Source organism: Streptomyces sp. NBC_00872, from assembly GCF_045161915.1.
Lineage (GTDB): Bacteria > Actinomycetota > Actinomycetes > Streptomycetales > Streptomycetaceae > Streptomyces.
In genome coordinates this window covers 5149063-5162027 of the sequence record NZ_CP108806.1, presented here as the reverse complement: position 1 = coordinate 5162027, position 12965 = coordinate 5149063, and the positions used below count along the sequence as shown (strand labels likewise).

Sequence of the window (12965 nt, the reverse complement as noted above, 5' to 3'; positions counted from 1 at the left end):
GCGCGGGTATGTGAAGCCACCGCCAGCTATGGACTGTTGTTGGCAGCAGTCCCCGCGGAAGAATTGTTGATGGCGGTGACGGGCCCAGTGCGAGACGAGGCGGTCAGGCGGCGTGTGCTGGCATGGGGTGCTGCGCCGGCGGTGGCGGACGTCCTGGCCGGGGTGCTCGGCGACCTCGCACGCCGCTGGGGAACCGAACCACGACCCCAAGCCCCCGCCACACTGCCCGCCACCGCAGCCGCCGAGCCCCCGCTCGCCGGTACGGACGAGGTGGCGGAGAACGAAAGGTTCCTGCTGGCGGTCCTGGCCGAACGGTCCGGGGCGATGGATGAGGTGGCCGGCTGGCTGCGGCCGGACGACTTCGCCGACACCGCCCACGCCCAGCTCTACCGATGTCTCGGTGCACTGCATCACCCCGCGGTGAACCCATCGACCGGATGACGCTGTTGTGGGAGGCCCAGCGGCGCGGCCTGCTCGCCAACGGCACACTGACCGCTGACCAGTTCGCCGGGATCTGCGACGGCAGCGGTGCCGGGAGCGCCGAGTGGCTCGGCGAGCGGATCATGCGCTCCTCTCTCACCCGCACCGCTGCCGCCTCCGCCCGCGCCATCCGGGCGCTGGCCGAGGACGAGGCACTGGCCCCGGGACGGCTCATCAGCCACGCCCTGTACGCCCTCGGCCCCCTCGATGACATCCGCGCCCGCTGGCGGACCGCCAACGGCACCCCCGGGCCAACGCCCGCGCCCGCGTCGACGGCCGGCAACTCCCCGCCGAGCCGGGTCCACGCCGCCCTTGCCCGCAGCACACCACAGCCGTCGGCCCAGCCCCCGCAGCACCCCGGCGCTCTCCCCGGCGTGCCCCCCGCGCGGACTTCATCACGGGCTCCCATCTGAACTGCCCGATCCGTCCCGTCCGCTCCTCACTCCTTGGAACACTCCGTGGTCAAGACTCCTGCCACCGACGCACTCGCCTTGCGGGACATGGCGTCCGTGTTCGACGCCCAGCGCGGCAAACTGCCCGTACTCGGCGACCCGCACCGCTCACCCGAACCCACCACCGTCTGCCGCCGGATCGCCGAACTCGGCGAGCTGATAACCCAGTTGAGCAACGAGGTACTCCTCCGTGTCACCGACCAGGGCCGGGCACCGCACAGCGACCGGGTAATCACCGGGTTCGCCTCCGCCATCGAGCCAGCCGGCGACGCTGTCGCCGCTCTGGGCGTGGTGAACCACCAGCTCGCCTTCCTCGCCCAGACCGAACCGTCACACGACCGGCCTGAGGTACACGAGGCGCGGGAGGCATCCGTCAACGTCCTGGAAGACGCGCTCTCCCTCGCCGACGAAGCACTGCACGAAGCCGCCACCAGGCTGCACGCCGCCTCGACAACATTCCTGCCCCCGTCCGCACGGCTCCGGGCCGCACTCAGCCGATCCCACGGCGTCGCCAACACAGCACCGTCACCGGAGCCCGCCGCGAAGGCAGCCTCCACGACCGCGGGCCCCCCAACGGCCGTACGAGGCCGATGACATGGGCACGAATGCCTCGCACGGCCCGCTGATCGGGTCCTTGTGCTCCGGGTACGGCGGCCTGGACCTGGGTGTGCAGGTCGCCCTCGGCGGGCGGATCGCCTGGCACGCCGAGACCAACCCCGACGCCTCCCGGCATGGCCTTCGCCCAGGGCTGACTGATCGAACGCGGCTGCCCGCCCGAGCCCATCACCCCGGACCGTACCGGCGTCGCACCCGCGGACGACCTCACCGTCCAGGCCGAGCAGAAGATACGCGACTGGTCACCCGTACCGACACCCGTTTCCGCGCCCCCTACCAACTCAGCGCCTCCGGCCGCGCGCTCGGACCGGTCCACCGCACCCTGTCCGAATGGTCCCAGGCTCACGTCCCGCTCGGCGTGGCAGCCGGTGCCGAGCGCATCGAGGACGCACTTCGCCGTCTGCACCTGCGCCATACGACCGCGGTGATCCAGCTCCTCAACACCAGCGGCCCCATGCGGTTCGTCCACATCGCCGAAGGGGCCGGACTGGACAACGCCCTTACCTACCAGCGGCTGAACCGGCTCCAGCTCGACGGACTGGTGACCCGCACCGGACCACGCCACGGAGACCCCTACACCCTGACCGAAGCCGGCCGCGCCCTCGGTCCTGTCTACGCCGCCGTCGAGCAGTGGAGCCATCCCACCTCTACAGCGCATACCCCAGCCGCACCAGCCGCGACGGCCACTCGCACCCACACCGGGGCACGGACAGAATCGCAGGAGATACGTGCCGCAGCGGCGCTGCGCCGGACCACGGCCTCCCCGGGCAGCCTGTTCAGCCACGCCTCCCAGCCGCAGCCGCAGGTCCCGGCGGCCGTCACCGCCCACTCCGCCCCGCGCCGAGGCCGTTGATCCGTATGGCTTCCAGCGTCAGACCGGCATTCCCGCCATCCCCGCTGCCCCTGTGCCCGCGCGCCGTCACACTGTCCGCCTCCGGCCACGCGCGGGCCCGTTCCCCACCCCCAGGAACCACACCATGAGCCCCCTCCCGTCAGACGAACCCTCGCCCGACACCAGCCTGCTGGTCCGCCCCGTCTACCTCGCCGGCCACGGAGACACCGCCACCATCCACGCCCCGTCGTCCACCGCCGGCTGGACCACGGTGAACACCGCCACGGGCCCCATGTTCATCAGCCCGCGCGGCGACACACTGGCGGCCCCGATCCCCGAAAGCCGGTACGGCGGCTGGAAGATCACCCAGTACCGCGAGCCGCTCGGCACGCCGGTCTGGTCGGCCGCCTTCAGCCAGAACACCCCGGCCGAGATCACCTCGGCCTTCACCCGCGCCCTCGCCAAAGGGCTGCCCAGCAACCACCGCGACTTCCTCCACGGCGGCCCCCACCACCAACCCACCAGCCCCGCCCGCACCCTCGCCGACCGCGGCTGGCACACCGAAGACACCGCCTCCTACCTCTACCAGCACGCGCCGGACGGGCACGCCTACTTCCGACTGCACAAGGACCACCTCGACGACCACACCGAGCTGGAAGGCGGCGGACCCGCGCAGTGGACGATGTACGGCTGCGTGGAGCGCGCCAACGGTGAACGCTGGCACGCCGACTTCACCAGCGCCACACCCCTCTACCTCATACACGAAGCCGTACTCGCACTCAGCAGCACCGACCCCGTCGAGCGCCCCCTCCACGCCATCCCCGAGCGGAACCTCCCCTACATCACCGCCCAGCCAGCCAACGCGGGCCCCGATCCACGCCGGTTCGCCGCTCTCACCCGCACACCGAACACCCCTCCCACCGCACCGGGACCAACCGCCGCACCGCCCGTCGGCAGCCCGGCCGCGCCCGCATCCGCGCGCCATCGCTGACCGCCTCGTCTGGAGAAACCGTGTCCTACAGCGAAGACTCCGAGCGGTGGCGCGAGTACCACGTCACCCCCCGCTACCTGGCCGGATCTACCTATACCGGTGACCCCGCCCTCCAGCCTCTCCTCGACCTGGACTGAAAACTCACCCACGACGAGCTGGGCAACGCCTACGTCGCCTCACCGGACCACACCGTGCGCCTCGGCTACCTCCCCGAAGGCGAAGACGACGCACTCTGGAAGATCACCGCCTACAGCGACCCCTTCGCCATGCCCCGCTGGCTCGTCACCTTCCAGCACAGCACCCCCACCGAAATCGTCGCCGCGATCAACACCGCCATCACCGACCCCGCACCCGTCATCCGCTACGGCTACGACCTACGCCGCCTTCCGCCCCAGGCCACCGCCACCCCGGTGAAACCCCCTGTACCAACACCGCTGGACGTCCGCCGCGCCCAAGCCGCCAGCGCCCGCACCACCCTGGCACCGCCGCGCGCCGTCACCCGGCCGTTCATCCCGGCGCCGCGCCGACCAACGGCTCCGCAGGTTCCGCGCCCGGGGCACAGCCGCTGACCACCGCCTTCCGTTACACACCGGAGCTACACATGCCCGATACCGCTGCCCTCGGCCACGCCACCTCACTGATCGAGAAAGCCTAAGGTCGTCCCATGAAGGCTCGCGAAGCCGCCTTACCCTCCCCGGTCAGGCTTCTCCTAGGGCCGAGGTGAGCCGATCACGGAGAGCGCGGGCGGCGTCGGGCGACAGGAGTGCGGTGACGTCAGGACAGCCGTCGTAGAGAGCCAGCCGTATGTGGTCGTGGTGACCGGTGGTGGCGACATCGATAGCGATGGTCGGTTCACCTTCGGCGCGGTAGTTGGCAGCCGCATCGTCGCCGTTGAGGGCCTGGATGTCGTCGGTGCCGATGCTGGACCAGATGCTCATCCGTGCATCCTTTCGCGCGAGGACCAGCCGCAGGGCCCGGTACCGGCCCGGCCGGTGGGCGGGTGGTTCAGGAGCGCCGACGGAGCAGCCAGGCCAGCGCTGCGTCTCGCCGCACAGGACTTTGCCCGTAGTGGCGGCCATGCTGTTTTCCGAAGTCCGAAGTGCACCCCCAGCAACTTCCTGCATCTGCCACTTCCGGAGCGTAGCGAGAGGCTGTTGGCGACCCAGAACTGCTGGCGCCGATTGTATTCTTGACTGTGCTTCACCCCTCTCTTCCCTCGAACTCGCCCACTCCTGAGCGGAGTTCGGCGACAACCCTGAGAGCCAGGGCCTCGGAGAAAGGGAGGAAGCAGTGGTGAGTTCCGACATGGGTAAGTCGCATAGGCGCTGGACCGGTCCAGAAAAGTGGTCGGTCGGGTTGGGCGCGTTAGGCGTGCTCGTGGCGATCATCGCCACAGTGGGGCAGTTCGTCCACTAAGGGCGCCCACGCATGAGACGGTCGCACGGGCTACGTACGCAGAGAGCCCGGTCTCCTGATGAGCGACCGGGCTCGTGATCTGCGGCGCGGAGGGCCGACTCTGGCAGGAGCTCGGTCCTCCGTTGTCATGGCAGGGCCGAATGGTTATCCCTCAATGACAGGAAGAACTTTACCAGCTTCGGCCCTCTGTGGCCCTTTATGCAAACCTCCGAACTGCTCAACGCGGGGCTGCGCTTGCAGAGTTCGATATTGATCTACCACCGCCTTGCCACCAGCACCAGGACACTCAGAGGCTCGCACGGTGCGCGCGGCGATGCAGAGAAGGTCAAGACCGTCCAGGTTGCGGCGGCCTGACCGTGACGTGCCCGCTGGCGAGAATGCGGCGGGGGTGGCGTAGTGGTGCCAGCGAAGAGAAGGGCCGCTATCTGGCGGCCTGGTATGTGCCCTCGGCGGGGACGTAGCGCAAGACTCCACGGTGGCCGGGTTTGAGAGGTTGTCTCATGTGGCAAGTTCCGCGAGCTGCTTGTAGCAGCTCAGGGCGGTGGCCTTGGCCAGGCTTCGGTTTTGCCGGTCGCTGTGGTCCACGTACGGGATCTTGAGGCCACGAGTAGCCCATGGCAGGCTCATGCCGCATGATCGATGAATTCGCGAAGGACAACCTGCACGGGAGACTGCGGCGGGACCGCAAGGCGCTGCTCTGGAAACTCGACGGCCTGTCCGAATACGACGCCCGCCGACCTTTGACTGCGACCGGGACCAACCTCCTCGGCCTGGTCAAACACGTGGCCAGCGTCGAGGCCAGGTACTTCGGTGAAGTCTTCGACCGGCCTTCCCCGGAACCGCTGCCCCGGTGGCAGGACCACGACGGCAGCGATCTCTGGGCGACTGAGGACGAGGCGCGGGATCAGATCATCGAGTCTTACCGGCGCACGTGGGAGCACTCAGACGCGACGATCGACGAGCTTGCCCTTGATGGCCCCGGCCTCGTGCCGTGGTGGCCGGAGCCCTATCAGAACACGAACCTGTTCGCCATCCTGGTCCACGTCCTCGGCGAGACCAACCGGCATGCCGGGCACGCCGACATCCTGCGCGAAGGCGTCGACGGCCGAACCGGGATGCGCCCCGAGCACGAGATGCAGATCGATGAAGAAGCTCGCGCCGCCTACTGCGCGAAGATCGAGCAGGCCGCCAGATCGGCCGCATCAGGCAAGGGTTAGACGGTGTCCCACGTGACTTGATGCTCGAGCGGCATGATGCCGGCCGTGAGTGCTGATCTGTCGAAGCGTCTGGTTCCTGATGAGCTCTGGGAGCTGGTCCTCCCGCTACTGCCGTCGTTCGCGGCTCGACCGCAAGGTGGCGGGACCGCTCCGCGTGACGAGCGGGCCGTGTTCACCGCAGTGGTGTACGTGCTGACCAGCGGCTGTGCTTGGCGGCATCTGCCGCCGACGTTCGGCACGTCCTCCGCCACCGCGCATCGCCGCTTCACGGTATGGACCGGGGTCGGCCTGTGGCGTCGGCTTCATCGGGCGGTGTTGGACGAACTCGGGGCCCGGGGTGAGGTGGACTGGACCTCGGCGATCGTCGACGCGGCCTCAGTGCGCGCCAAAAGGGGGGATCGCTGACGGGGCCGAACCTGGTCGATCGCGGCAAGAAGGGCAGCAAACTGCACGTGCTGTCCGATGCCCAGGGGGTCCCGCTCGCCGTCGCCGTGTCAGGTGCGAACTTGCACGACAGTCTCGCCCTCAAGCCGCTCATCCTCGGCATCCCCGCCGTCCGGTCCCGTCGGGGACCACGGAGACGCCGGCCCGTCAAACTCCGCGCGGACAAAGCGTACTTCTCTGCGGAGCACCTCAGCTGGCTGCGCGAGCGTGGACTCGTCGCGCGCATCGCGCGGCCAGGCATCGAGTCCGGCGAACGCCTTGGTCGGCACCGCTGGAAGATCGAGAGGTCGATCGCTTGGCTCTTCGGCTCCCGCCGTCTGACCATCCGATACGAACGCAAGGGCTCGCGCTTCCTCGCCTTCCTCGGCCCGGCCGCTGCCCTGACCTGCTCAAGAAGCTCGCCAAACTTGCCACGTGAGACACCCTCTGAGTGTCTTTATCTCAACACATTCAGCGGGTCAACCGCTGCTGGTTCCGAGTTCAATCTACCGCCGTCGACAGGGATCGTCGGAGAAGGTCCCGCGCTGCGCATGTGATCACCGCGCTAATGGGGACAGGGATCGAGCCCTGGTTCTAGAACACGGCCGGGACGAGTTCGCCCACGGCAGACACCTACCCCCGGGAAATGACTACGTGCTTCCGCGCACCCCATGTCAACGTACGGGTGCCGGGAAAAGCCGCAGGTCAACGAAGGGATCGTCTCACCGTGAACACCTCCAGCACCCTCCTGCCCGACGTCGTCCGCCCCGCCGTGGAAGACCGCGCGTGGCTCTCCAGCGACCACTGCGCGGGCCCCGTCCTCGACCTGCTCGCCGGGCTCGGCTGGGCCGTTGTCGACACCCCGGAGGCCAACGTGCACTGCACCAGCCCGGACCGGCGCGTCTACGTCGGCTGGCTCCCCGAGGACCCGTCCGCGTGGAAGCGCGACATCGTCTGGCAGGTCAGGGTCGTCCCCGCCGAAGGAGAGCCCTGGGTCCAGGAGTTCGGCCCCGACACGCCGTCCGAGGCAGTCGCCGGATTCATCGCCGCCGTCGCCGCCGTCGCCGCCCACCGCTGACTCCGCCTCCGCACCGCCCTGATCCCGAACAGCACCGACCGACAGGAGGTTCCGACCATGCGCATGCTCTTGGCCACCCGCCCCGGCTACCGCCGCACATGCGCCTACGCCCGACGCTGCACCTGCTTCTACCTACCCGGTCAGTACGGCCGCCGTACCAAGACCGTGCGCCGTCGCACTGCCCGCCGTGCCGAACGACGCCAGTGGCAGCGCGACTTCGCCGAATGACCGCGCACGCCTACGGCCCACCGAACCCGGCCGACCGGTTCCAGCCCATACACCGCGAGGAATCCACAACGCCCTTCCGCGCCCGGGAACTCCACGACCCCGTGGTCGGCACATCCCCGGCCCGCCTGGTCAAGGACGGCCTGGTGGTGCTGGAGACCGAGAACGAAACGCTGCCGATGCACTCCTGCCGGCTGTTCGACCGACCCCGCCCCAATTGCTCGCTGGTCCGGACGTCGAACCGACCGGACCCCACCCCGACCGAGAGGAACCCCCGTTGCCGCACCGCGCTCCGCTGACCAACCACCACGCCGACGACTCGATCTGCCCGCCCGAACACAAGCACACCGTCACCGGCAAACCGCTCCACCCCGACTGCCCCGGCCGCTTCTACTCGCAGGCCGTCTGCTCCTGCGGTACCTGGGAGATCAAGCACCCCGGCAAGGGCTACGTCAACGAATGCCGCAGACGGCACCTCGCCACCTACCAGAAGGAGGAAAACGGCGCCGGCCCGGAGGTGCTGCGCAACCTGCTCCGCCTCGACCCGCAGTAACACCGCGCCAGCACATCCGTCCTGCCCGCCCCGCTCCTGGAGGTTCCCCTTGCCGCAATACCTGACCGTCGGCCACCTCATCCGCCAGCTCCAGACCGTGGACCCCGGCCTGCCCGTCCGGCTCGCCGTCAACCCCGACTGGCCCTTCACCCACTTCATCGCCGCCGACGTCATCGAACGCGACGGCGTCGTCTTCATCGCCGAGGACGGCCAGGAGGACTATCTTCCCTCCCCCGTCCGCGACGCCCTCGCCTGGAACTGACCCAGCCACTCGACCCCGAACAGGAGACCCGCATCCCGGCTCCACACCGGCCTTCCACGCCGCACCCGCTGCACGGCCTCGCCCTGCGGCCCATGCCGCCGGGCGTATGCGGAGCGCTCGTCCACCGCGTCTCCGCCGTCCCCGACGGCCCGCTCGACGTCATCTGGCTCCCGGCGGACGCCCCGCAACTTCCTCCCGGCCGTATCCGCCTGCACTGGGAACCCGCCTCCTCCGCAAGCTGGACCATCACCGCCCACCTGGGCCTGCCCGCCACCGAGGTCCTCCTCGCCACCTGGCCCAACACCCCCGGCACCTGGCCGCACCTGGTCCGCCCCACCCTCTACGAGGTCACCGGCCTGTGCGCCGCCCTCGGGGTGGCCACCGCCGCCCTGGACCTCTCCAACCGCCTCGCCAGGACCTGACCGGCACCCCACAAGGGCCGCCCCGCGCCGACCGGCACGGGGCGGCCCTCGCCGTATCCCCAGCCACCCGGACGGTACGTACGCTCAACGCTGACGAAAGCAGGAGGAGACGACGGCCGATAAACAGCCATTCCGGGGTACCCGGAGGCCGCCGCCCACCTGGGCATCACCGTCCAGGCCGCCCGCAGCCGCAAAAGCTGGGGAACCCTGCCCGAACCCGACGACACCAGCATGCCGACCGGGGCCACCTTCCAGAGCTGGAAGCCGCTCGGCCGGGAATGCCGCAGCGACCTACACAGCACGAAATCGCCGACCAGGGCGACTGGGCCCAGCACTCCCGGTCGATGCTCGGCTATGTACGGTGCGAGGACGGCTGGGACGACAACGCCTCGGTCGGCCTTACCTGACGAACCCGAACTGCGCCGCTCAGCCTGGGGCGAGACCTGCTAGTCCCAACAGGTCCGCCCCAGGCCTTAGTCGCGTCTATCCTCTCCGGCGATGACTCGGCAGCCTTCAGGAGAAGGCAGGGGCCTCTGGTTCGGGCTCGCCGATGACGCAGGCCAGTTGTCCTGGCACGGGCCGCCCGGGAACGTGACGAGACGCTGGCCCCGGTCCGCGTTGCCGCACGCGTTGGACCTGGTCACGGAGTCTCACTGGGAAAGATACCCGGCTGCGGGCACCGTCGCGCGGCACGAAGAGCTCCATTTCGTAGTACTCCTGAAGCTGGCTCTCGATGCTTGTGTGGAGCGTCTCCGCACCCTTCTTCACTATCTCCTCCGGGTCCACCACAGCGAACCAGTTCCGCTGCTCGGCGTCTGGCGAGATGGTGCCCAGGGCGGCGAAGTCGTCGAACTTCTCGTGACGCCACGCACGTGTCCAGGCGGCCTCCCAGCCTGGCCAGTCCGCCTCCGGCACCTCGCAGGCCCGCAGGTATGCCTGGAACTGCTGGAGGCTGTGTGGCATCGCCCGCTTGGTCACGATGCGGTGCGCCGTGCTTCGCGGCAGGAAGCCGTACTTGCCCGCACGCTGCTCCATGGCGCGCAGCGCTGGTGAGCCGACCTTTTCGTACAGGTCCTGCAGGGCCGCGCTCAGGTCGATGAAGTCGCGGATGAACTCCGGGCGCGGGGCGGGCACACTTCGGCCGCCGCGTGCCCGGCGGGTCTGCTCATAGCGGGCCTGCCTCCACAGACGCCGGGCTTCCTCGGGTGAGGCGTCGCACGCCCGAGCGTAGTTGAGTACGGTCTGTAGTTTGGGCACGGTCTCACCGGAGGCGGCGCGCTGGAGCGTCGTGGCGTGGCAGCCGGCCCGCACTGACAGTGCCCGGTAGCCCTGCTGGGTGCGCTTTCGTTGGTCGCGCAGCCAATCCTGGAGTTCGCGCAGTGCCTTGTTGCTGGTGGTAAGTGGTTTCTCGGGACGGCACACTATGGTCACCTCACGCGGCCGGGGCCAGCAGGGCCCGCAGTGTGCTACGAAGCCCCTGGGCCCAGGTTCCGGTGAGCAGACCGACCATCAGGACGGCGGTCAAGCCGGCACCCACGAGCAGTTGCAGTACGACGGACAGCGTCATCCCCGCGATCGTGACGAGGGCTGCCGCCATGGCGATGATCACGATGACGACGACGGCCTCGGCGCCGCTCAGGCGCCGGGGAGATGGGGTTCCGTTCTCCACACAGGTGACGGGACGGGACTTCGGCACGGGGCCTCCCTGTTTATTGAGTCCGGCGGCCATTGGCCGCCGGACACTACTGCTGACTCCAACCGGGCACGAACCACGGGCGGTTGCAGCCGCCCTCTGCGTGGTGCGTGGACATGATGGTGTCAGCAGCCAAGGGCCCAGAGCGTCTACCCACTGTCGTTCGGGGGGAGTTGATGCATTTCTGTCTCCGTCTGCCTGGGTGCAAATTCATGCGAAAATTGACACGCTGAGTCAGCGCCACACTGCATACGTATCGGTGACCTGGGACTTCGTTGTCTAAATCAAGATCCAAAACAGTGTCGGTCCCACGTGATAGTGAACGGGTTGATGCGTGCACGCGCCGATCGTGGTTGCACGATGTAGCTGGTTGTTGCCACCATCCGCGCATCTGGGCTTGCACCGAGTGGGGGCGGGCCCTGCCCTGATTGCTGCTGGCTCCAACCGCACGCCATACAGGGACTGTACGGTCTTGCGTTGCAGCGTGAGATCGCCGAGAGCCGGTACCGCAGATGCGGTACCGGCTCTTTGTGCGCAACCAAACTCTGGAGGCCGACGCTGCGGTGACGGTGTCGGGGCGCAGCGGCCTCAGAAGCGGCGCGGCCTCGGGCCCGGCTTCCAGGGCATCCGTACGACCCGCTGACGGCTGCACCGAGGACAGGTCCCTATAGCCTGTGGGGGGAACAGGTCTATAGTGGCCTGTCTGCGGCTTGGGGAGCGGGTCTGTCAGGGGGTTTGTCGGCGGGCCTGCCGGGCGTCGGGGACGGCTACGGAGTTGTCGCCGACGTAGCCCAGGCGCTCGTCGACGTTGGCCTCGGCCTGCCGCTTGCGGTCGATGTGCGCCTTGGTCGGCGGCCCAGCATTTCTCGCGCGTCAGCCGCAGGGCCTCGACAGCCACCGCAGCGTCTCGCTCCCGGCGGCGTCGGGCGGAGGCTGCCTTGCTCTCCCAGAAGTCTCATTCCGGCTGGTGGTCGTCCCAGTCACCCGTAGGCTCACGCTCATGAGCGACTCACCGATGCCGTCCCCGCCGTTCCCCTCACCCGACAGCACCGTGCTCCGCGTGATCGTCGGCAACGCCATCGCATCGGTCGAGAACGGCGAGGCCACCGTGCACGAGGCGATCCTCCACGCCGCCGTCCACAGCTGGTACGAGGGCCACATCCAGGGCGAAGACGAATGCCCCGGCTGCGACTTCCGGGGCCAACTCCCCAAGAACAGCCACCGTGGTTGAGCGCGTCGGTACAGGTGTCGCAGAATCTCGCACCATGCAGTAGACATGCACGCTGAGTGCCACTGTCAGTGGCGGCAGATACGGTCCTCGTATGATCATCAACGAGGGCGGTGCGATCCGGCCGCACCGGTATGTGGACAGGGACTTTCGCCGATTCATGGGTGACCACATCGGCAAGGCAACCCAAGACGATCTGCTGGCGGCCTTAGTCCTCGCAGAGGAGGCCACGGTCGCACGGAACATAGTCGTGGCTCTTGCCAAGCACGTGGAACGTGTGTCCCGTGAGCAAGCCGAGGCGATAACCCGGCGTAACGCAACGCTTGGTGACACGCCCAAGTCGATCGCCGATGCCTGCAGAGCAGCGGCCGGAATCATGGTCGAGAAGTTGACGGACGAACTCCTCGAGGCCCAACAGGCTCTGGAGGAGGGCCGGGCAGCCTTCATGGCAATGAGGAAGAACTTCGGGATGCCGGCGAAGTTCCTCCACGAGCAAGCTGCAAAGGACACGGCGCCCACTCACTTTGAAACCATGATGCCGCTGTGGCGCCAGTACGGCGCGGCGGATGACCGGCTCGACGCACTCCTGGAAGCGGACATCGAGGAACTTCACCGCGTCGCCCGGCTCGATGCTCACCGGATAGCGTTCATCCGCTCTGAGGCCAGCATGTCCCTGGCTCAGATCGACGCGCTGCATCACAGTGAGTTCGAGCAGCTCGCGGCCGATCTCGTCCGTCGTGACGGCTACCACGTCAGGCGTTCCGGAGGAGGGGCCGGGGACCTGGGCGCCGACGTCATCGCCGTCGGGCCGGACGGCGCAACTGTGGTCATCCAGTGCAAGCACCGGACGAACGGCGCGGCCATTGGCTCACCGGACCTCCAACGGCTGAACGGGACGGCCCGGCAAGTTCATGGCGCCGATATCGTGGTCGCGATGACCAACGTCCTCTTCTCACTGCCCGCACGGCGATTCGCAGAGGACCAGCGCATCCATCTGGTGGAGGCGACGCAACTGGAACGTTGGGCCACGTGGGGTCAGCCGCTGGCTGAGGTGCTCGAACTCTCCACCACCGGCTGA

19 protein-coding genes and 1 pseudogene are annotated in these 12965 nt (G+C 68.5%); 17 read left to right on the top strand and 3 right to left on the bottom strand.

The annotated features are described in order from the left end of the window. Nucleotides 1-141: 141 nt before the first annotated feature. The 6 genes from OG214_RS22195 to OG214_RS22170 all read left to right on the top strand — a co-directional run bounded on the left by OG214_RS22195 (nucleotide 142) and on the right by OG214_RS22170 (nucleotide 3939). Complete coding sequence (locus OG214_RS22195) at nucleotides 142-441, top strand: DnaB-like helicase N-terminal domain-containing protein (RefSeq protein ID WP_405985714.1); 300 nt, start codon at nucleotides 142-144, stop codon at nucleotides 439-441. Further along, the gene (locus OG214_RS22190) at nucleotides 438-893 is read left to right on the top strand and encodes a hypothetical protein (protein ID WP_405985713.1); all 456 of its coding nucleotides are present in this window, start codon (nucleotides 438-440) and stop codon (nucleotides 891-893) included. The genes OG214_RS22195 and OG214_RS22190 overlap by 4 nt, the downstream gene beginning before the upstream one ends. A 45-nt stretch (nucleotides 894-938) precedes the next feature. Next, nucleotides 939-1526 carry a hypothetical protein gene (locus OG214_RS22185; RefSeq protein ID WP_405985712.1) on the top strand — a complete coding sequence of 196 codons (588 nt, stop codon included), beginning with the start codon at nucleotides 939-941 and terminating at the stop codon, nucleotides 1524-1526. Between the two features lies 1 nt (nucleotide 1527). Continuing rightward, nucleotides 1528-2400 carry a winged helix-turn-helix transcriptional regulator gene (locus OG214_RS22180; protein WP_405985711.1) on the top strand — a complete coding sequence of 291 codons (873 nt, stop codon included), beginning with the start codon at nucleotides 1528-1530 and terminating at the stop codon, nucleotides 2398-2400. Between the two features lie 124 nt (nucleotides 2401-2524). Further along, nucleotides 2525-3370, top strand: coding sequence for a DUF317 domain-containing protein (locus tag OG214_RS22175; RefSeq protein ID WP_405985710.1), 846 nt, complete (start codon nucleotides 2525-2527; stop codon nucleotides 3368-3370). A gap of 155 nt (nucleotides 3371-3525) precedes the next feature. After that, a complete protein-coding gene (locus OG214_RS22170) occupies nucleotides 3526-3939 on the top strand; it encodes a DUF317 domain-containing protein (protein WP_363080179.1) in 414 nt (137 codons plus the stop codon). A gap of 129 nt (nucleotides 3940-4068) precedes the next feature. Here OG214_RS22170 and OG214_RS22165 read toward each other — a convergent pair whose 3' ends face one another. After that, entirely contained in the window at nucleotides 4069-4308 is a 240-nt protein-coding gene (locus OG214_RS22165) for a hypothetical protein (protein ID WP_363080141.1), read from the bottom strand. Nucleotides 4309-5418: 1110 nt separating this feature from the next. On the opposite strand from OG214_RS22165, the gene OG214_RS22160 reads away from it, so the two are divergent. The 9 genes and pseudogenes from OG214_RS22160 (at nucleotide 5419) to OG214_RS22120 (ending at nucleotide 9373) form a co-directional block, all read left to right on the top strand. Further along, nucleotides 5419-6003 carry a DinB family protein gene (locus tag OG214_RS22160; RefSeq protein WP_363080143.1) on the top strand — a complete coding sequence of 195 codons (585 nt, stop codon included), beginning with the start codon at nucleotides 5419-5421 and terminating at the stop codon, nucleotides 6001-6003. Nucleotides 6004-6039: 36 nt separating this feature from the next. Further along, nucleotides 6040-6842, top strand: a pseudogene (locus tag OG214_RS22155) (IS5 family transposase); the annotation flags it as partial. Nucleotides 6843-7153: 311 nt separating this feature from the next. Further along, the gene (locus tag OG214_RS22150; protein WP_363080144.1) at nucleotides 7154-7504 is read left to right on the top strand and encodes a DUF317 domain-containing protein; all 351 of its coding nucleotides are present in this window, start codon (nucleotides 7154-7156) and stop codon (nucleotides 7502-7504) included. Nucleotides 7505-7561: 57 nt separating this feature from the next. Beyond that, on the top strand, nucleotides 7562-7732 hold the full coding sequence (locus OG214_RS22145) for a hypothetical protein (protein WP_363080145.1): 171 nt from the start codon (nucleotides 7562-7564) through the stop codon (nucleotides 7730-7732). Then, nucleotides 7729-8028: a hypothetical protein gene (locus OG214_RS22140; RefSeq protein WP_363080146.1), complete on the top strand. Its 300-nt coding sequence runs from the start codon at nucleotides 7729-7731 to the stop codon at nucleotides 8026-8028. Before OG214_RS22145 ends, OG214_RS22140 begins: the two co-directional genes overlap by 4 nt. After that, nucleotides 8007-8282, top strand: a complete 276-nt coding sequence (locus OG214_RS22135) for a hypothetical protein (RefSeq protein WP_363080148.1) — start codon at nucleotides 8007-8009, stop codon at nucleotides 8280-8282. Before OG214_RS22140 ends, OG214_RS22135 begins: the two co-directional genes overlap by 22 nt. A 49-nt stretch (nucleotides 8283-8331) precedes the next feature. After that, the gene (locus tag OG214_RS22130) at nucleotides 8332-8544 is read left to right on the top strand and encodes a hypothetical protein (RefSeq protein ID WP_363080149.1); all 213 of its coding nucleotides are present in this window, start codon (nucleotides 8332-8334) and stop codon (nucleotides 8542-8544) included. A gap of 92 nt (nucleotides 8545-8636) precedes the next feature. Next, nucleotides 8637-8966, top strand: a complete 330-nt coding sequence (locus OG214_RS22125; protein WP_363080150.1) for an esterase — start codon at nucleotides 8637-8639, stop codon at nucleotides 8964-8966. Between the two features lie 278 nt (nucleotides 8967-9244). Next, nucleotides 9245-9373: a hypothetical protein gene (locus OG214_RS22120; protein WP_363080151.1), complete on the top strand. Its 129-nt coding sequence runs from the start codon at nucleotides 9245-9247 to the stop codon at nucleotides 9371-9373. A gap of 106 nt (nucleotides 9374-9479) precedes the next feature. Here OG214_RS22120 and OG214_RS22115 read toward each other — a convergent pair whose 3' ends face one another. After that, complete coding sequence (locus OG214_RS22115; protein WP_363080152.1) at nucleotides 9480-10388, bottom strand: helix-turn-helix transcriptional regulator; 909 nt, start codon at nucleotides 10386-10388, stop codon at nucleotides 9480-9482. A 10-nt stretch (nucleotides 10389-10398) separates the two neighbouring features. Continuing rightward, on the bottom strand, nucleotides 10399-10662 hold the full coding sequence (locus OG214_RS22110) for a hypothetical protein (protein ID WP_363080153.1): 264 nt from the start codon (nucleotides 10660-10662) through the stop codon (nucleotides 10399-10401). Between the two features lie 997 nt (nucleotides 10663-11659). Between OG214_RS22110 and OG214_RS22105 the strand changes: the two genes are divergently transcribed. Next, nucleotides 11660-11890 carry a hypothetical protein gene (locus tag OG214_RS22105; RefSeq protein ID WP_363080154.1) on the top strand — a complete coding sequence of 77 codons (231 nt, stop codon included), beginning with the start codon at nucleotides 11660-11662 and terminating at the stop codon, nucleotides 11888-11890. 91 nt (nucleotides 11891-11981) lie between these two features. Further along, on the top strand, nucleotides 11982-12965 hold the full coding sequence (locus OG214_RS22100) for a restriction endonuclease (protein ID WP_363080155.1): 984 nt from the start codon (nucleotides 11982-11984) through the stop codon (nucleotides 12963-12965).

Bases quoted from the DNA above. Each gene is read 5' to 3' on its own strand.
- OG214_RS22190 (WP_405985713.1), top strand. From the start codon at position 438: ATGACGCTGTTGTGGGAGGCCCAGCGGCGCGGCCTGCTCGCCAACGGC.
- OG214_RS22180 (WP_405985711.1), top strand. From the start codon at position 1,528: ATGGGCACGAATGCCTCGCACGGCCCGCTGATCGGGTCCTTGTGCTCC.
- OG214_RS22175 (WP_405985710.1), top strand. From the start codon at position 2,525: ATGAGCCCCCTCCCGTCAGACGAACCCTCGCCCGACACCAGCCTGCTG.
- OG214_RS22165 (WP_363080141.1), bottom strand. From the start codon at position 4,308: ATGAGCATCTGGTCCAGCATCGGCACCGACGACATCCAGGCCCTCAAC.
- OG214_RS22160 (WP_363080143.1), top strand. From the start codon at position 5,419: ATGATCGATGAATTCGCGAAGGACAACCTGCACGGGAGACTGCGGCGG.
- OG214_RS22145 (WP_363080145.1), top strand. From the start codon at position 7,562: ATGCGCATGCTCTTGGCCACCCGCCCCGGCTACCGCCGCACATGCGCC.
- OG214_RS22140 (WP_363080146.1), top strand. From the start codon at position 7,729: ATGACCGCGCACGCCTACGGCCCACCGAACCCGGCCGACCGGTTCCAG.
- OG214_RS22125 (WP_363080150.1), top strand. From the start codon at position 8,637: ATGCCGCCGGGCGTATGCGGAGCGCTCGTCCACCGCGTCTCCGCCGTC.
- OG214_RS22120 (WP_363080151.1), top strand. From the start codon at position 9,245: ATGCCGCAGCGACCTACACAGCACGAAATCGCCGACCAGGGCGACTGG.
- OG214_RS22105 (WP_363080154.1), top strand. From the start codon at position 11,660: ATGAGCGACTCACCGATGCCGTCCCCGCCGTTCCCCTCACCCGACAGC.
- OG214_RS22100 (WP_363080155.1), top strand. From the start codon at position 11,982: ATGATCATCAACGAGGGCGGTGCGATCCGGCCGCACCGGTATGTGGAC.